This window comes from Sorangium sp. So ce145 (assembly GCF_051525985.1).
GTDB classification, from domain to species: domain Bacteria; phylum Myxococcota_A; class Polyangia; order Polyangiales; family Polyangiaceae; genus Sorangium; species Sorangium cellulosum_B.
Genome location: NZ_CP150315.1, coordinates 7,975,297 through 7,992,280 on the forward strand (window position 1 = coordinate 7,975,297; position 16,984 = coordinate 7,992,280).

General features: G+C 68.4%; 16 protein-coding genes. 6 read left to right on the forward strand and 10 right to left on the reverse strand.

Translation table 11 applies throughout. The features are described 5' to 3' along the window. Positions 1-20 precede the first annotated feature (20 nt). A complete protein-coding gene (locus WMF34_RS29325) occupies positions 21-791 on the forward strand; it encodes a hypothetical protein (protein ID WP_437989870.1) in 771 nt (256 codons plus the stop codon). Positions 792-931: 140 nt separating this feature from the next. Then, positions 932-1,291, forward strand: coding sequence for an S-adenosylmethionine decarboxylase (gene speD, locus WMF34_RS29330; protein WP_437989871.1), 360 nt, complete (start codon positions 932-934; stop codon positions 1,289-1,291). A gap of 128 nt (positions 1,292-1,419) precedes the next feature. On the opposite strand, the gene WMF34_RS29335 is transcribed toward speD, so the two are convergent. After that, positions 1,420-2,844, reverse strand: a complete 1,425-nt coding sequence (locus tag WMF34_RS29335; RefSeq protein ID WP_437989872.1) for a peptide MFS transporter — start codon at positions 2,842-2,844, stop codon at positions 1,420-1,422. Between the two features lie 482 nt (positions 2,845-3,326). On the opposite strand from WMF34_RS29335, the gene WMF34_RS29340 reads away from it, so the two are divergent. Then, positions 3,327-4,460, forward strand: coding sequence for a hypothetical protein (locus WMF34_RS29340; RefSeq protein ID WP_437989873.1), 1,134 nt, complete (start codon positions 3,327-3,329; stop codon positions 4,458-4,460). Between the two features lie 245 nt (positions 4,461-4,705). After that, positions 4,706-6,130 (forward strand): proteinase inhibitor, encoded by a 1,425-nt coding sequence (locus WMF34_RS29345; protein WP_437989874.1) that lies wholly within the window; start codon positions 4,706-4,708, stop codon positions 6,128-6,130. 126 nt (positions 6,131-6,256) lie between these two features. Here WMF34_RS29345 and WMF34_RS29350 read toward each other — a convergent pair whose 3' ends face one another. From WMF34_RS29350 to WMF34_RS29360, 3 genes are all read right to left on the reverse strand, one after another. Beyond that, positions 6,257-8,017: a CotH kinase family protein gene (locus WMF34_RS29350; RefSeq protein WP_437989875.1), complete on the reverse strand. Its 1,761-nt coding sequence runs from the start codon at positions 8,015-8,017 to the stop codon at positions 6,257-6,259. Positions 8,018-8,581: 564 nt separating this feature from the next. Further along, positions 8,582-9,427 (reverse strand): immunity 26/phosphotriesterase HocA family protein, encoded by an 846-nt coding sequence (locus WMF34_RS29355; protein WP_437989876.1) that lies wholly within the window; start codon positions 9,425-9,427, stop codon positions 8,582-8,584. A 2-nt stretch (positions 9,428-9,429) separates the two neighbouring features. Further along, positions 9,430-9,732, reverse strand: coding sequence for a hypothetical protein (locus tag WMF34_RS29360; RefSeq protein WP_437989877.1), 303 nt, complete (start codon positions 9,730-9,732; stop codon positions 9,430-9,432). Positions 9,733-10,061: 329 nt separating this feature from the next. On the opposite strand from WMF34_RS29360, the gene WMF34_RS29365 reads away from it, so the two are divergent. Further along, the gene (locus tag WMF34_RS29365; RefSeq protein WP_437989878.1) at positions 10,062-10,601 is read left to right on the forward strand and encodes a DUF6368 family protein; all 540 of its coding nucleotides are present in this window, start codon (positions 10,062-10,064) and stop codon (positions 10,599-10,601) included. Between the two features lie 42 nt (positions 10,602-10,643). Here the strand turns inward: WMF34_RS29365 and WMF34_RS29370 are convergent, their stop codons facing one another. The 6 genes from WMF34_RS29370 to WMF34_RS29395 all read right to left on the reverse strand — a co-directional run bounded on the left by WMF34_RS29370 (position 10,644) and on the right by WMF34_RS29395 (position 15,077). Further along, positions 10,644-11,501, reverse strand: a complete 858-nt coding sequence (locus WMF34_RS29370; protein ID WP_437989879.1) for a class I SAM-dependent methyltransferase — start codon at positions 11,499-11,501, stop codon at positions 10,644-10,646. 62 nt (positions 11,502-11,563) lie between these two features. Continuing rightward, positions 11,564-12,073: a hypothetical protein gene (locus WMF34_RS29375; RefSeq protein ID WP_437989880.1), complete on the reverse strand. Its 510-nt coding sequence runs from the start codon at positions 12,071-12,073 to the stop codon at positions 11,564-11,566. A gap of 158 nt (positions 12,074-12,231) precedes the next feature. Next, positions 12,232-12,960 (reverse strand): hypothetical protein, encoded by a 729-nt coding sequence (locus WMF34_RS29380; RefSeq protein WP_437989881.1) that lies wholly within the window; start codon positions 12,958-12,960, stop codon positions 12,232-12,234. A gap of 209 nt (positions 12,961-13,169) precedes the next feature. Continuing rightward, positions 13,170-13,811 carry a hypothetical protein gene (locus WMF34_RS29385; RefSeq protein WP_437989882.1) on the reverse strand — a complete coding sequence of 214 codons (642 nt, stop codon included), beginning with the start codon at positions 13,809-13,811 and terminating at the stop codon, positions 13,170-13,172. Positions 13,812-13,853: 42 nt separating this feature from the next. Continuing rightward, complete coding sequence (locus WMF34_RS29390) at positions 13,854-14,378, reverse strand: alpha-ketoglutarate-dependent dioxygenase AlkB (protein WP_012238340.1); 525 nt, start codon at positions 14,376-14,378, stop codon at positions 13,854-13,856. 117 nt (positions 14,379-14,495) lie between these two features. Further along, positions 14,496-15,077, reverse strand: a complete 582-nt coding sequence (locus WMF34_RS29395) for a hypothetical protein (protein ID WP_437989883.1) — start codon at positions 15,075-15,077, stop codon at positions 14,496-14,498. A 559-nt stretch (positions 15,078-15,636) separates the two neighbouring features. Between WMF34_RS29395 and WMF34_RS29400 the strand changes: the two genes are divergently transcribed. After that, positions 15,637-16,983: an AAA family ATPase gene (locus WMF34_RS29400; protein ID WP_437989884.1), complete on the forward strand. Its 1,347-nt coding sequence runs from the start codon at positions 15,637-15,639 to the stop codon at positions 16,981-16,983. The last annotated feature ends 1 nt before the right edge of the window (position 16,984 follow it).

A 16,984-nucleotide genomic window follows, 5' to 3' on the forward strand; every position in this document is an offset into this window, starting at 1 on the left:
CGCAGCGAGGAGGATCCGCAATGAAGGCAAACACCGGGGTCGCGATCGCCGCGGGAGCGGTCGCCGTGCTCTGCGGGAGCGTCGCCGCTGCGCAGGACTTCGAGGGCGACGTCCCGCCGAGCTACCTGCGCTCTCCGCTGAGGGCGCCGGCCAACGCGCTCGAGCTCGGCCTCAACCTCGGGTACGCGCAGGGGTTCGGCGACATCGGGAGCGAGCGGCGCCTGCGCGACGTGGCGGGGCCGGGGGCGGGCGTGGGCGTGAAGCTCGTCTACCGCGCGGTGCCGAAGGTCGGCCTCGGGCTGACGTCGCGCTACGAGCAGTACATGGCGCAGGGCGCGGAGCAGGGCGGGGCCGACGTGCGCGGCGTGACGCTGGGCGCGGAGGCGAGCTTTCACCTGGCGCCGTTCGAGCGCGTCGATCCGGTGATCTCGCTGGGCAGCGGCTACCGGGCGCTGTGGACCGCGGCGCGGCCGGGGGTGTGGACCGCGACGCCGGCGGGGATGTGGATCGCGGCGCCGGCGGGGGTGAGGGGTGACACGGTGACCCACGGGATCGAGCTCGGGCGACTCCAGGCGGTGATCGACGTCCGCATGTCCGAGAGCGTCGCGCTGGGGCCCACGATCGGCGGCGGGCTCAACCTGTTCCTCTGGGAGAACACGGCGGGGTCGATCCGCGGCTGGGAGGTCCAGGGCAGCCGCGTGAACAGCTTCATGTTCGCGGGGCTCGAGGGGCGCTTCGACCTGGGTGGGCAGCGCGTACGGGAGGTCATCCAGGTCGCACGGCGGCGCTAGCGCGGCGGGGGAAAGGGCGTACCGAGCTGCCCGGCCCGAGGAGGGCCTACCCTCTTCGTGAAACCGATTCAGGTTTCGCGGTGCCCGGGCTCGGCTACCCTAGGCGGCCCGCGCGGGCCGCCGCGCGCGCTCGCTCACCGATGCAGCTCTTCGTCGCTCTTGCCCTGTTCGAGGGCTGTCCCTCCGACTTCCTGAACAGCCCGGCCGCGCTCCGCGGGGCGCTGGAGGCGGCCGTCGCCGCCGGGCCGTTCACGCTGCTCGAGATGGCGGTGGTCCCGTTCTCTCCGCAAGGGATCACCGCGTGCGCCGTCGTCGGCGAGTCGCACGTGGCGCTGCACTCCTGGCCCGAGTCGGGGCGGCTCTTCGTCGACGTCGCCTCGTGCAGCACGCTGGAGAGCGTCCGCCGCGCCGTGGCCGCCATCGGGAGCGCGCTGCCCGAGGGGCGGCTCGCGACCCTCGACGAGCGGATCGTCGACCCCGCCGGCGCGCGGGCGCCCTGACGCCGCGCCGCGCCCCCGTGGAGGGCGCGCGGGCGCCCTGACGCCGCGCCGCGCCCCCGTGGAGGGCGCCGGGCGCGGCGCTGAGCCCTCGCGGAGAGGGCGCGGCGCCGCGCCGGGCGCGGTGGGGATCAGTGCTGGCCGAGCACGCGGCGGAGCGGCTTGTTGAACGCGAACATCGCGGCGCCCGCGCCCAGGCCGAGCACGGTGAGCATCAGGAAGAACATGTCCTTCGACCAGCGCGTGTAGAAGATGCCGAGGTAGCCGCTCAGCGTGTTGCCGAGGAAGCTCGAGACGAACCACATGCCCATCATCATCGACACGATCCGCACCGGCGAGACCTTGGTCACGAGCGACAGGCCGATGGGCGACAGGTAGAGCTCGCCGATCGTGAGCAGCAGCGTGCAGAAGACCGGCCAGAACAGGCTGCCCTTGCCGTCGCCGACGGCCTGCGCGCCGAGGATCATCACGATGAACGACAGCCCGAGGATGGTGCAGCCGATCGCCATCTTCGAGACGCTCGTCGGCTCGGAGCCCCGCTTCGCCTGCCAGCGCCAGAAGACGTCGAGGAGCGGGGCGAACAGGATGATGCAGAGCGGGTTCACCGACTGGAACCACGTCGACGGGATCTGAAAGCCGAGGACGCTCGGCCACACCGTCTTCTCGTCGGCCCAGGTCTGCATCGTGTTGCCCTGCTGCTCGTAGACCGCCCAGAAGACGACGTTGAGGGCGCAGAGCGCCACGAGCGCGCCGACGCGCTTCCACTCGTCGCCGGAGAGCGGCTGCTTCTGCTCGCCGACGCCCTCCGCCGCCTTCATCAGGTTGTCCTTGGCGAGGTACTTCTGCCCCGCCAGGTAGACGACGAGCCCAAGGCACATCCCGACGCCCGCGGCGGCGAAGCCGTAGTGCCAGCCGTAGACGGCGGCCAGGGTGCCGCACACGAAGTTGCAGATGAAGGCGCCGAGGTTGATGCCCATGTAGAAGATGGTGAAGGCGCCGTCGCGGCGCGGATCACCCTTCGGGTACAGGCTGCCGACCTGGGTCGAGATGTTGGGCTTGAACGCGCCGTTGCCGAGGATGAGCAGGAGCAGCGCGATGAAGAACGAGTTCTCGAACGCCATCACGAAGTGCCCGATGGCCATCAAGACGCCGCCGATCACCACCGTCTTGCGCTGCCCCCACACCTTGTCGGCGAGAATGCCGCCGAAGAACGGCGTGAGGTACACGAGGCCCGTGTAGAGCCCGTAGAGCATGGACGCCTGCTCGTTGGGCGCGCTCGGGAGGAGGCCCTTGATGAACTCCCAGGCGAACACCGTGGTCGGATCACCCGCGACGAGATCGCATGGCTGCGCGTGCTGCCGGCACCCCTGGTAGGCCTCTCGCGCGGTGACGAACAGGTAGTTCGCCATATACAGCTTGAGGAGGCCGCGCATGCCGTAATAGGAAAAGCGCTCCCACATCTCCGCGAAGAAGAGGATCACGAGCCCCGGCGGGTGCTTGAAGCGCCTCTCGAAAGCGGTGACGGGGAGGGCCGGCTCGATTGCTTGCTCGCTCAATGCTGTCTTCTCCACGAGCTGGGACCACGCTGCGTGGTGGTCGGGCGATGCGGGGGATCGTGGGGCGCGCTGCCCCTCGGCACGGGGATGCTAGACGATCCGCGACGACCACGTCACCCCCTTGTTGCGCACAGCGTCGAGCCGGGTGAACAGGGTGTCCACGTAGGCGGCCCTTCGGCCACGGCCGGAGGACAGGTGGGCGGGACGCTCCGGTCGGCGCTGCGATAGGCGGAGCGGCCGTGGGCCGGCGAGCGGCCGCTGCTGCTGGCGGAGCGAGCGCCGGTGGTGGGCGGACCAGCCGCCGCGCCGACGCCGCCTGCCGCCGCGGATGGATCACGTCAGCCCGCGCCGTCCTCGGTTGTGCCGGGAGCGTCCCCTTCGCCGCGGGCTCCGCCCTGGCCGCGCGAGGGCGCCCTCCCTCTGCTGGGGAGATCCTCAATCGAGGCTTCCGGTGAGAAGCTGTCGGCCGCAGATGATTTGTGATGCAACATCCCCAAACTCGCTATGTCCTGAGGGATAGCCCTCGTTCGACGGGTCTCCTGTGGATTCTGCTTCTCCCTGCCTGCGCGGGCGTCGAGCCGTCGCCGCGGGATGCGTGCGCTCCTGGCGAGGAGCGCTTTCGCGGGCGGTGCGTCCAGCCCGCCGCCCGCTACGAGCCCGAGGAGCGCGTCGACCGGGACAACGTCGTCGCCTTCGGCGCCGAGCTCACCCGGCTCGCGCTGCCGGAGCCGCCGCGCAGCGGCTTCAGGATCATCGCGCCGCCGCGGCTCATGGCGCCCGGCGAGGAGGCGACCTTCTGCGTGTCATGGCCCTTCCCCGCGATCGAGAGCACGACCGTCCACGCGGCGCGCGTCTACGCGACGGCCGGGCTGCATCACAGCAACGTGATCGCCAAGCCGGTCAATCCATCGTTCGGGCCGAACCCTTACCCGGGCTGCCATCCAGGCGCCGACGATCCCTTCGGTACGCTGCCGGCGGCCATCCCGGACGTCCTCTTCGCGAGCTCCACGCAGGTCGTCGGCGAGGAGACGCTCGTCTTCCCGGAGGGGATGGGCTTCACCCTCGAACCGTCCCGCGAGATCGCGACGAGCGTGCACCTGCTCAACACGTCGCCCGAGCCCGCGGTCGTCGAGCTCGCCTACGACTTCTTCACCATGCCTCTCTCGGAGCGGACGGAAGAGCTCGCGCCGTTCGTCCTGAGCGTCAACGACTTCCTCGTCCCGCCGCGCGCCACGCAGACCGTCGGCACGACGTGCTCGACGTTCGGCGGGAACATCGTCTCTCTGATGCCACACACGCACCGTTACGCCGATGCCTTCGACGTCGACGTCGTCCGCGCGGACGGGGGCGAGGCGCGCGTCTACGAGGGCGGGGCGTTCGATCTGGAGAGCGACATCGAGGTCTACCGGCCGGCGCTCGCGCTCGGCGAAGGCGACTCGCTCCGGTACGCGTGCAGGTTCCGGAACACGTCGGACCACGATCTCACGTTCGGCCTCGGAGACAACGAGATGTGCATGCTGTTCGGGTACATGTACCCGCCCGAGAAGCAGCTGGCGGGGATCTCGCTGCGCGACGGGGAGCCGTGCATCTCGCTCGGCCTCGGCGCGCTCCGGTGAGGAGCCTCGTCGCCGCCTGATCCCCGCGCGGGCGCGGGCCAATGCCCCTGGACACGCCTCCGCCTCCTCCAGACGAATGGCGCCATGAGCAAGAACGTATTCTTGCATACATATCTCACACAAAAAGATTGGACGACAGTTGAACAACCATGAACAAACGGTATACCGACGGACGCTCGCCGGGAAGATACGTGAGATAGATCACAATCAATGTCGTCCGAAAGCGACGTTCAGGAGATTCGACCGTGAAGCAAGAGCTCCTCCGTTCACCGCACGTGATGCTGGGCGCAGCGCTGCTCGTCTCGGCCTTGGGAGGGCTGGGCGCCTGCCAGCGGACCGAGGAAGACGCCGCATCGGGGGCTCCGGAGGCCTCCGGGTCGCCAGGTCGTTGCGTCTATACGAGCCCCTTCAGCCAGGCCGAGGAGTGCCGTGAGTACACAGGCGCGGGCTGGACCGCGGAGTCCGCCGAGGCCGACTGCAAGGCGCTCCAGGGCTCCACCTTCACCGGGGGCGAGCGCTGCGCGTATCCGCAGACGCTCGGCCGATGCGTGCTCGGCGGCGGGACCGACGACGCTTACACCCTCATCTTCCCCGGCGGCGACACGAGCCAGTGCGCCTCGACCCAGCGCGGCTGCGAGATGTTCGGCGGCGGCCGGTTCGAGCCCGACGCCTGCGAGGGCGCGGCCGAGGAGCCCGGCGGCGGCGTGGGCACGGGCGGCGCCGTCTTCCAGTGGCCCGAGCAGGTCTGCGCCGACCCGAAGGACGGCGAGCCGGCAGGGCAGAGCGGCGGGAAGGTCTGCACGTTCGGCGCGATCTCGGGCTGCACCGAGCCCGGGCGCCTGTTCACCGACTACGCGTCGTGCGAGCCGGTCTTCACGCAGCGCCCGTACTGGCCGGCGCCCCCCTCCGACTACAAGACGCCGAGCGACGATCCACGCCTGTCCGATCCGCAATGGCTCGGCGAGCTCGCCTGGGTCACGGAGCAGACCGAGGCGTGCGGGTGCGTGTGCTGCCACTCGGAGAAGGCCGCGCCGGCCGCGGGGCCGTCGAACTGGTACATCGAGGCCGGACCGGTCTGGACCGACAGCTTCTATCCAACGGGCCTCGCGCTGGCCGCCGGCTGGGTCTCCTCGGCGGCGCTCGGCGCGTACCCGCCGGACCAGAACAACGGATTCTCCCGTGACGTCAGCGGGCTGCCCTCCACGGACCCGGCGCGCATGGTCGCGTTCTTCGAGGGCGAGCTCCTGCGCCGCGGATTCACGAAGGAGGATTTCGCGGACGAGACCCCGTTCGGCGGGCCGCTCCATGAACAGAGCCTCTACGTGCCAGGCGACTGCGCGGCAGGGGAAGGCGTGGACGGCGCGGGCAAGATCACGTGGAGCGGCGGCGACGCCCGCTACGTCTACGTCCTGTCGGCGAACGCCGAGAACCCGGGCGCTCCGCCCAACCTCGACCTGCCCGAGGGGACGATCTGGCGGCTCGACGTGCCCTCGAGCGCCGCGCCCGTGAAGAGCGGGATCACCTACGGCGAGGTCCCGCCGGGAACGAAGCAGGGCTATCCGGTCGAGGGGAGCCCCGAGGAGCTCGTTCCGGGCACGAAATACTACCTGTATGTCTGGAAGGACGTCGCCATCCCGATCACGCGGTGCCTGTTCGAGGCTTCGCCCTGAGAGGGAGCTCCACGGCGAGGGCCCCTCCACCCTACCATCGGTCACCCACGTGAACGTTCGGATGTAGGAGAATGCGGCGCGAAGCCTGATTAACGCTTATGAGCCCCCCTCGGGGTTCAGCCGGCGTCAGTCCGCCGCTTTACCGCCAGCGCCGCCCGCACCCGCGTCGCCGCCGCCTGCGCCGCCGCCTGCGCCGCCGCCTGCGCCGACGCCCGCGTCGCCGCCACCTGCTCCGGCTCCGCCCGCGCCTCCCTCACCCGGGTCTCCGCCACCCGCTCCGACGCCGCCGCCGCACTCCTTGGGATAGGCGCAGTAACCGCCACAGTCGATCAGGGGAGGAACGCAGAAGCCGCACTCCTGCGGAAAGCCACAGTAGCCGCCGCAATCGATCTGGGGAGGCATGCAGAGCTGCGGCTCCTCGCGGTTCCTCTCCAGCTCCACCGGCAGGACCTCGAGCTGATTGGTCAGCCAGGCGTCCAGCTCCTCGTATCGCTGCTCGTCGCCCGGGCGGAGCATTCCCTCGTCCGACAGCTGCTCGTAGAGACCCTTCAGCACCGCGTTCGGGTCCAGCGCGGTGAACTCCTCGATCACCTCCTCGCACGCCGCGATCGTGTCGGCCCAGCAGGCCGGCTCGCTCTGGCACCCGCGCGCCAGCGTGTTCGTGCCGGCCAGGGGCACCACCGGATACCAGCTCTGCCCCAGGCTGATGTCGACCGAGTACGGCAGGTACTGGAACAGACCATCGGCCCGCTCGACCAGCACGACGTTGTTGCTGTTGTGGATCGCGTCGTCGCCGGTGGCGAGCACCCACGACAGGCACTGGAACCGGTGGAACGCCGGCCAGTCGATCCAGCCCTCGAGCGCGGCCTTGAAGCCCTCGCCAGGCGGTGTCTCGACGATCAGCTCCTCGAGCTCCTTCGCGCGGGTCTTGTCACACTCCTTGAGCTGGCAGTTCTCTGGATCGTCGAAGACGCTCACGCCGAACGGCACCATGTCGATCGGAAGCGGGATCCCGCCGCCTCCCGGGATGTTGCCGGCGAAGTCTCCGGCGAACTCCCACATGTTGGCGCAGCCGCCGCCGAACTTGCTCTCGAGGCGGGTGCAGAACGCCTTCTTGTAGCGCTCGACCACGATGTACGGGACGGCCACCTCCGCGCCCCAGACGTTGCTCGACAGCCAGGCGTAGTTGGCGAGGGGGGCCGGATAATCGAGGCGAGCATAGAGATCGAGCGTGAGGCGCTCGCGGAAGATGCTGCCGACCTGGCCGTTGTTGAAGCGCACGTGCTCGAAGCCGCCGAGCCGTTGCTTCTCGACGAACTCGTCGGCGTCGATGTTGAGGTTGGGGATGGTTCGCTTCGTCCAGGGCCGCTGCGTCGACTGGCCGGCGATCCCCACCTGGACCTTGCCGTAGTCGGCCGTCTTGCCCTCGGCGCCGGCCGTCGTCACCCACAGATGATCCACGAAGGTCGTGTTCTCCCCGGTCGGTGAGTAAATGTCCCCGAATGCGTCCCTCTTGATGGGGCCCCCGATGCCGCCGAGCCCTTCGTTCATGATCTCGAGCTGCTCTTCCGAGACGGCGAACCAGTAGCGGTTGCCTACGGTGCCGAAGACGTCGAGCGCATGCTCGGCCACCTCGGTGTCCGCGACCGGCGCCCCCGGGTACGGCTCGGGCGCGCCACCGGCGCCGCCGGCGCCCCCGGCCCCACCGGCGCCCCCGGCGCCGCCCTCCCCGTTCGTGTAATAGTAGTTGTAGATGTTGTCCGGCTTGTCAGCGCACCCCGCCGAGACGACGGCAGACGGGAGGGCTAGCAGGGCGAACAGCGAGATGCCTCGCGTGCGGGACGACCATGATCGAGCAGAGGAAGACGACGGCAGCTGATTGGACATGAAGCGCAACCTTTCCGCTTCACGCCCATTGCAAAGAACGTACCGTTCACGGCGAAATTGTAGCGCGTCGGTGTCGGTGCCCTGGAGACAGGTCGGCCCTTGCGGGTCCGGCGAGTTTGTCGAGGAGCTCGCGCCGTCCGTGCCGCGGTGCGTGGACGCGCTGCCGGAGCCCCCTCATGACACGAGGGTCAGAGGCTGGCACACTGCCCGGGAGCTTCGTCCTTGTGTGCCAACGCCGCGACGCGGCGTCGATTCGTCGGGGCGAGGATCGCACCCACGCTCCCACCGCGCGCCGTCGCTGGGTGGTGCTCTCCACCGCCCGCGGCCGCGCCGAGCGTCGCCCGTCGGTACGAGCGCATGCAGACCCGCGGAAATCGGGCGCGAACTGGCTCCCGGAGGCGGCCGACCGGCAAGCACGCCGGCGTCGGCGTGACAGGGAGAAGCAAGCCCTGGTAGCCGCCCGCGCCCGCGGTCGGCGCGAGGTGAGGGTGCACGACGCGCCGGCGCGTCGCGCCGCAGGGGCAACACGGACAGCAGCGGTTTGTTCGGCTGCGCCTCAGACATTTACTTGCGCTCATGCGACTCCGGAGCGGAATGAAGCCGCCATGAATCAGGTTCGCCGGCGAGAAGGCCCTTCAACCGGGCGGCCACGTGCGGCGGCGAGAACGCCCCCCACCGGTCGATTCCGGCGCATTCAGAAGCAGGGACCTCCTTTCCATCCTGATTCGCATCCCACATGTCAAAGACAAGGCACGACGGGCTTCCGGCCGCCTGGTGGAAGAAGAGAATTGGCCTCGTGAGATGCGACTCGAGCGGAAGACGACCGATCACACGCCATCGGCGGTCCCGGAAGCCAGCGTTGTTGCACGTGACGACGAACGCCACCGGGGAGCCAGCGATCTGTTCAACGGACAGCTCGCCGTCTCGCTCCGACGAGGTCAGGTAGAACGCGTACCAACCGAATTTGCGCTCGGGGATCAGGACGCGGCCGAACCCAAGCCGACCGTCATCGAGTGGAAAACAGAAAACGTCACCCTGGACGAGACGAGGAACCTTCGCGTTCGCGGCGCGCTTCGGCTTGCGCTGTGGCCCGTTCAATCGCTCCCTGAGCTCCTCGAGCACGGCGCGCCGGTCCGGGTCCCCATTCCAGGCCGCCATCGCTGCGCCAGAGTCGATGACCCGAAGCGCCTGGGCCTTGACGCTCGGGTCCAGCCGACCGTACTCGAGCTGCGTAGCGGCCAGGCTCAACCAGAACACGGGCTCCTCGTCCGTGTCCATGACGCCGTAGGTGCGGATCATCTCGGTCGTGACGGCCTCGCCGGGGGCGCCCGACGAGAGACGCTCCAGATAATCCGCGCGTACGTCGACCGCGAAGTCGTCCTCGAAGATCCGATGGCCCCAGGTTCCCATGGCTATGTTATGCGCCGCTTCGTCTTGTCATGACGGTTCGACCATGCAGTTCCTTCCGTCGATGACAACCACGCCTGCCCTTCGCGCGTGAGCAGCCAGATTGCGTCGCGCGTTCGGCGGCGAAGCCATAGATCGAGGTGGTCGACGACACCGCCCCATAGAAACCATGCGGGCACAAACGCGACCACGGCCGCAACGGCCGACAAGGCCTCGATGCGCGAAGAGAGACCCCCTCCAACGGCCCCTGCGGTGCCGCCCGCGAGCAGCGCGGAGATCAGAACCCGTAAGGGCTTCGCGATCTTCACCGAAACACTCCATTCATAGCCACCAGCGCTACCACGTGACGCCCGGGTCGTCGTCCCAGTATCGGTCGATTGGTCAACCGAGGCGGCCGGACCAGATCTATCGAGATCGTCGTGCTTGATGACCTCCTCCCATGAAAGTCGCACGGATCGGTCCTGCGCGACAAGGCCCACATGCTGTGCGGCGCCATGGGGTGGCCGGGCGTCGCCACGGACCGCGTGCGCGCCGCCGCGCGCGTCCCGGCCGCGCGCGGAGACGACCTCGCCGGCCACGAGGTGGCAGGTGATGCACCCACGCCCACCGCTTGCGCGTCCGCGGATGCGACGCCTCGGTGGACCGCTATGGATCGAGGGCGTACGCTCGAGGAATGGCCGGTCCAGTGGCGTCCGTGTTGCTGCCGTCGAGGATGAACGTGGAGCGAGTCGCCGCGCTTCGAAGTGGAATCACCCGCATCGCCGACGAGGTTCGAGGGGACGACTTCTGGGTTGACCGCCGCCCGTTCATCCTGACCGTTGGACCCGAATACCCCGAGGCCATATCCGAGGTCCTCGAGGCGGGCCTCCCGGAGGTGCTCGGATGGTCGCCAGAAGACGTCGTTTCATTCGCCGCGATGTGCAACGACGACCAGGACCATCGGTTGCTTGCCAGGTTGTGCATCGACCTGGCCGAGGCGGAAGGTGGAATCATCGACTTCGGTGGGCGGCTGGCGATCGGTCCACAGCTGGACGGCCTTGATGACGACACGCCTGTCAGGGTCGAGAATCCAGATGGGGTCACGGGCGTGCTGTTCGTGACGGCGCGCTCCCACTACGGAGACGCGGCGCTCGCGCGCTCCTGGCTACGGCACACGAGATTCCGCATGGTGAAGTAGATGCAACTCGGATCGGTCCAACGACAAGTTAGACCGCTCGATTCAGGTCGTCGCCACCAGCAGCTCCTCTGAATTGTTCGGCGGACGAAGGCCATCCGTCCTGCCCGCGAAGTAGCGCTCTGCAAGCGCGGCGGCCGATACGTGCTGAACCTCTCTGAAGCCGGCATCTCGGGCCAGCGCCAGCATCTCTGCCGGCGTGAAGAAGCTGATGAACGGCGTGCCGTTGGCTCTGGCCCCCGCTGCCGCGCGCTCGATCCCGGGGCGCACCTCGGGATCCGCCAGCTCGATCGGAAGCATGAACGACATGGCGAGCGTGGAGCCCGGAGCGAGCGCCGCGACCTGGCGCAGCGTCGCCACGATGGCATCCCTGGTCAGGTACATGCTGACACCGGTGGAGGCCACCACCGCCGGCCTCCCCGAGTCGAAGCCCGACGCCGCCAGCCGCTCCCACCACGCGTCTCCTGCCTCGAAGTCGACCGGAACCAGCCGCAGGAACGACGGGACGCCGAGGCCGAGGTCGACGAGGCGCTGACGCTTCCACGCCTGGGGGCTGGGCCGATCGATCTCGAATACGAGCAGGCGGGAGGCGAGCTCCGGCCGACGCTGGGCGAAGGTGTCCAGGCCCGCTCCGAGGATGACGTACTGCCCGACGCCACGGGCGGCTTGTTCCGCGACGAGATCTTCGACGAAGCGGGCGCGGGCCAGGATGGAGGCGCGGAAGGGCCGCGTGAATAGGCTCATGTCCGGACGGCTGCGCCAGCCGTCGTCCGGAGCGGCCAGCTTCAATCCAACGTCGTCTTCGAACACGTGCGGCGGCGCATCGGCTTCCACGTGCAGCGCACGCCACAAGGCGACCCGAATTGCCGTGTCGTCTGGCGCCGCGATTTGCTGTTCATGCATGACGTCCTCTCTCCTGGTTTCTGACCGTTCGCAGTCTCACGCGATGAAATCGTGCGAAGCTTCTACGTTCCTCGGAGAATGGCGTCGATCCGGGACTCCGCCCACTCCCGGACGCGGGAGTTTCGCGGCAGCAGCTCGGCGATGCGGTCGTTCGGCGGGTAGCCCGAGTCGACCCATGCCTCGGCATGCTGTCGCCAATGCGACGAACTTTCGAGTGCGAGGACGAGGAGAGGGTCGAACGGAAACGTGCGAAGGACCTTCGATGGGACCCCCTGGCTTGCAAGGCCCTGATCAATCATAGATAGGACCGTCGGGCGGTCGAGCTCGAGCACCGGCAGGAACCCCACCAGGTTCTTCGGCGGCGCAACACGCAGACCATCCGCGTATTGCGATGTCCACTCGCCGGAATCGATCAAGCCGATCGCGTGCTGAGTCGAACTGAATCGAGCGGAATATTTCACAACAGGCAGCCACTTGCACGGTTCGCCCGAGCCGTCGATCGTCTGAGCACACCAGCGCTCCACATCTGCGCGGCGCAACAACTCGCGGACGTTGGAGATTGACAGGGGCATCGGTCTCGATAGGTGGAGCATACCAGGCCCAGGCGCGCGCGCCCAGGTCGCCCCGACCCGTCCTCGTAGTGTGCGGCATACTCGGTAGGACCAGGACCGCTCAGCGTGGGCGACCTGCCGGTCGTCGAGACGGGCCCATCCGGGATCGAGCGCTCAACCTATTCCTTCCCGAGCAGCGAGTCGATCACCCAGCAGCCGCGGACGTGCGGCCCGTCGCCACGGCAGTGGCCGAGCACGTCGGCGTCCTCGCACCCGGCCTCCAGCAGGGCGTCGGCCAGGATCGGCATCGGCCCGAAAACGCGGCTCTCATACATCTGCCGAGCCAGCCCGACGGCCGTCGAGGTCCGCCAGCGCGGGTCGAAGGCCACCGCGCGGAACGGGTTGCCAAAAATGTCGCGGAGCACGCCGGCCTGAGCGAGCTCTTCCGCGGCGCTGCTGGCGGTGAATGAAGCATCGCCAGACGCGGCGCCAGGATTGGCAATGGCAGCAGCTGCCAGATGAGCGTTGGACGAGGCGTAGTACGCCGCCTTCGGAGCCTGTGGCCGAACCACCTGAAAGCTCAGGGCCAGCGCGTCGTGCGTCGGCTGGAACGAGATACGTTCGGCCCCATGGGACGCCCGCCACCTACCCTCCAGAGCGTCGAGCGCCTGCCGGACCAGAGCCTCGGCTGCCTGGAGTTCCTCCTGCGTGGCCAGGCCATCGGCGTGACGGCGCGCTGTTTCCACTGCTGCTTCTGCGAGCTCATCGGGGAGCAGGGCGCACACGCGGTAATAACATGCACAGGCGAACAGCCGCATCTTGCGGTCGCTCCCCCTGCACGCCGGAAACGTCTCGATGTCCGCGACCCGCAGCGCTCTCGGACCGAGTCCGAGCAGGAAGCGGAGCATGGGATGGGCCCGAGTACACACCAGCCATTCCGCCTCTGTCATCTGGCGTGTCCGGCCAGAGGGAGCGTGGAACACATTCTCGGCATCGATTCCCCTGTTGATCAGCGGCGGGTTCGCCTTCTTGGTCGTCGCCGGTCGACCGGCTTTTTCTGAGCGGTGACCAGCCGGGTCAGCGCTTCTATCTCGAGCTCTGGGAACGGCTCCCGAAACTATCCGGTGGCTTCCCGCGGCGCTGGATGCCCTGTGGCCGCGAGCGCCGCCGCTGCCGCGAGCTTGTGGTTGGCCTGCCAAGGCGGTCCGATCGATCGGCCCATCGCGTGCAGAAGATCGTTCACGTCGTCGCGGCCGAGCGCCGTTGCGGCGTCGCGAAACACGCGCTCGCGGTCGTACCAATGCACGGACCAGCCGCGCGCCTCGGCTGCGGCCGCGAGGGCCTGGCGATACATGACGGAGTCGGCGACGGTCTGCGCGCGATTGTCGGCGATCCGCTCCTCGGTCGTCGGCGGGAGCTCGGGGCACACGCGGATCGCGATGCGCGCGATCGGCACGGGCACCGCCGCGGCCAGCGCCTCGAGGCCCTCGCGCGCGCCGCGCGCGGCGGACGCTCGCACGCGCTCGACGAGCGCCACGGCGTCGGCGAGCGAGAGCGCTCGCGCTCCCGGGGTGTTGAGGTAGCGGCCCACCGCCCACGACCCTTCGTGGTGATGCGGGTGCGTCGGCAAGCCCTCGGTGAGGTCGATGCGCCGGCGATCGAGGAGCTCGCCGCCGGGCGCGACGGTGACGAGCACCGCCGAGTTGCCGTGCTCGGCGACGCCGACGGTCGCGGTTCGCTGCGTTCGTCCTCTCGCCACGTCTTCCTCCTTCGGGGGCGCGCCCCGGCGGCTACGGCCATTTCAACGAGACAGGAACCGAAATGTGAGGCTGATCCGCGGGCCCGCGGCCTCGACGGCGAGGACGGCATGCTGCCACCCCTCCTGAACGCTGGGGCGCATGATCAGGAGCGAGCCGGGCGCCAGGGCCATGTCGTGCGTCTCGTTCCGGCGAAGGCTCCGGCGGAAGGTGAGGACGCGAGGCGCGCCCAGCGACAGGATCGAGGTCGTCGTTCCAGCGACGACGCCGGCGCTGGAGTCCGAGTGAAAGCCCATCTTCGCCGTCCCATCGGCATAGAAGTTGGCGAGGCAGTTGTTGATCGGATGCCCCACCACGCCGGCGAGCCGGGCCGCGAGGTCCTGCACGAAGGGCGGCATCTCGCAGTCCGGGTAAGAGATGCCCGAGTAGTTGTACGCCACCCCGCACGATGCGGTTCGACGTGAATGCATCCGGTCGTCCCACGAGAGATTCCGCTCCGCCATGTCGAACATGGCCGCGGGATCCGCGACGAATCCCTCCAGGTACTGAACGTCCAGGTCTTCCGGCATGAGTCGCTGCGATCGATAGAGTACAGAAGTGGTCCCCGCCCGTCCACCTACGCGTCGGTCACCAAGCCTGAGCTGGTCGGCACATAGTCGAATACGAGGCCGATCGCAGCGGCTGGCTCATCGTGGCTGGTTCGACGATGAGGATACCGTGCCGCGCGTGGTGTCGATCGAGCTCTCTGGCACGTAGGACATTGCAGCTACGGTAATCGCGGCCACTGCAAAGAATGCGGCGGCGATCATCGCTCCAACGGATAGCCCGAGACAGCGGCCAGACTTCGAGTATCGGGCATTCCGAGCACCTTCGTCGCTTGCAACCCTCAGTGAGTAGTAGTTCTGCTTGAACGGTGGCACACTCGCGGCGTCGCCGGACGGGGCAGTCTGTGAATCAGAGGATATTACACCACCAGAAACGGGCGCACGACGCCGAAGGCTGCGAACATGATAGAAGATACCATCGGTAGAGAAGTAGCGATGCGCCAGTGCGCCCGCAGCGGAGACAAGACATGAGATCGAAGTGAGCGCGGTGAGAATCAACAAGACAGATCGAGAGCTCGCCGAGTAATAATTCGCACCAGCAACCTTTTCGATAAAGAAGCCCAGGAGAGCGATGCCAAGCAATGCGATCCTCAGCAATTCAGCGGAAAACTGCTGATATCGATCGAGCAAGTCAAAATCCGGCTTAAAGCTTTCCTCATTCATACTCGCACTCACCTATCCGGAAGACCAACCCTCTCGCGGAGGCCCATGGCACCAGGATCAACAGCAGATTGCAAGCGAAAAGCAGTTCGCTCGAAGCGCGTAGACAGAACGCACCATTGCGCAGCTTCCCGCCCAGCTGACCATGAAGTCACGTTGACGGAGGGCGTCAAACCGCAGCTTGTCAGATCGCTAGGTGCCTCATCGTGCCTGCCACCGACGTCGTCGATGATCTCGGATTTTAACGCCAAGGCGCCAAGGCGCCAAGGCGCCAAGAGGCGGAGAGAATGACCGAGAATGAGATGCTCGATGGACGCCGGCTCGTACTGGCGCGAGCCACCTCGTTACGCCGCGTCGCGCCTGGATGACGCGGCGCGGTCGCCTCATCGGGAGGTTGCCGGACGCATTCCAGTCCGTCGCGATATGGGGCGCATCGCGCTGCGCCGCACCTCCGCGAACGCCGCCTGGTCCAGGGCGCCCGACGCCGCGGCGCGCACGCGCAAGGGAACGAAAGCGAAGCCCATGGCAATCTCCAACGCGCTGCGGTATGGGTCATAACCGAGTGGACAACGCGACTCTGGCCTCGCTCCGGGCGGCGCTCGCCGCCTCCCCTCGCAACGTGGATCTCCTCACGGTCGTCGTGGCGGCCCTCGTCGAGCGCGGCGAGGCCGCCGAGGCGGCTCGGCTCGTGCGCGAAGCCGGAGCACCACTCTTCGAGCGCCCCGAGCAGCGGCGCGCCGCGGCCCGCGCCCTGCTCGAGGCGGGTGATCTCGAGCGGTCCCTCGAGCTCGCGGACGCGAAGGACGGCGAGACGCAGATGCTCCGGGCGCGCGTCCTCCACGCGCTCGGCCGCCCGAAGGAGGCTGTTCAGGCATACCAGGACGCCGTCGCCGAGAACCCGACGCTCGAGGACGTCGACCTCAAGGCGCTGCTCGGGGCGCGCGTACGCGAGATAGCACCGGCCGGCGAGCGCCCGCGCATGCGCGTCATTTCGAACGACGACACCGACGCGCCGGTCATGGCGCGCCTGCTCCACCCGGAGGCGAAGGCGGTCACGTTCGTTGACGTCGGCGGCCTCGCGGACGTCAAGAAGCAGATCGAGCGCCGCATCATCATGCCCTTCCAGAAGCCCTCGCTCTTCCAGCGCTTCAAGAAGCGCGTCGGCGGCGGCATCCTCCTCTATGGCCCGCCGGGCTGCGGAAAGACGCTCCTCGCGCGCGCGACGGCCGGCGAGTGCAAGGCCGGGTTCTTCAACGTCGCCATCCACGACATCCTCGACATGTACATCGGCGAGTCGGAGCGAAAGCTCCACGCCATCTTCGAGAAGGCCCGGTCGAGCGCGCCGGCCGTGCTCTTCTTCGACGAGCTCGAGGCCCTCGCCGGCAAGCGCCAGCACACGCGCGAGGCGACGAGCGCCAAGCTGGTGAGCCAGTTCCTCGCCGAGATGGACGGCTTCGCCCAGAACAACGCGGGCGTGCTCATCCTCGGCGCGACGAACGTCCCCTGGGCCGTGGACGCCGCGTTCCGCCGCCCCGGTCGCTTCGACCGCGTGCTCTTCGTGCCGCCGCCCGATCGAGAGGGGCGCGAGGCGATCCTCCGCCGCCTCCTCGACGTCCGCCCCTCGGCGCGCGACATCGACGTGGCGGCGCTCGCCGCGAAAACGTCCGGCTTCTCGGGCGCAGACCTCGAGCACCTCGTCGAGACGGCGAGCGACGAGGCCATCGAGGCCTCGCTCGGCGAGAAGGCCGAGGTGCCCATCGCGGAGGCTCACCTCGTGGCCGCGCTGCGCGACGTGAAGCCGACCACCCTGGAGTGGCTCACCACGGCGCGCAACTACGCGCGTTATGCCAACGAGGCCGGGCAATACGACGAGGTGCTCGACTTCCTCAAGCGCCACGGGAAGGGCTGAC

Excerpts from the sequence above, each read along its gene's own strand:
- WMF34_RS29325 (WP_437989870.1), top strand. The coding sequence starts at position 21 with ATGAAGGCAAACACCGGGGTCGCGATCGCCGCGGGAGCGGTCGCCGTG.
- speD (WP_437989871.1), top strand. The coding sequence starts at position 932 with ATGCAGCTCTTCGTCGCTCTTGCCCTGTTCGAGGGCTGTCCCTCCGAC.
- WMF34_RS29340 (WP_437989873.1), top strand. The coding sequence starts at position 3,327 with ATGCAACATCCCCAAACTCGCTATGTCCTGAGGGATAGCCCTCGTTCG.
- WMF34_RS29350 (WP_437989875.1), bottom strand. The coding sequence starts at position 8,017 with ATGTCCAATCAGCTGCCGTCGTCTTCCTCTGCTCGATCATGGTCGTCC.
- WMF34_RS29355 (WP_437989876.1), bottom strand. The coding sequence starts at position 9,427 with ATGGGAACCTGGGGCCATCGGATCTTCGAGGACGACTTCGCGGTCGAC.
- WMF34_RS29370 (WP_437989879.1), bottom strand. The coding sequence starts at position 11,501 with ATGCATGAACAGCAAATCGCGGCGCCAGACGACACGGCAATTCGGGTC.
- WMF34_RS29375 (WP_437989880.1), bottom strand. The coding sequence starts at position 12,073 with ATGCCCCTGTCAATCTCCAACGTCCGCGAGTTGTTGCGCCGCGCAGAT.
- WMF34_RS29380 (WP_437989881.1), bottom strand. The coding sequence starts at position 12,960 with ATGCTCCGCTTCCTGCTCGGACTCGGTCCGAGAGCGCTGCGGGTCGCG.
- WMF34_RS29390 (WP_012238340.1), bottom strand. The coding sequence starts at position 14,378 with ATGCCGGAAGACCTGGACGTTCAGTACCTGGAGGGATTCGTCGCGGAT.
- WMF34_RS29395 (WP_437989883.1), bottom strand. The coding sequence starts at position 15,077 with ATGAATGAGGAAAGCTTTAAGCCGGATTTTGACTTGCTCGATCGATAT.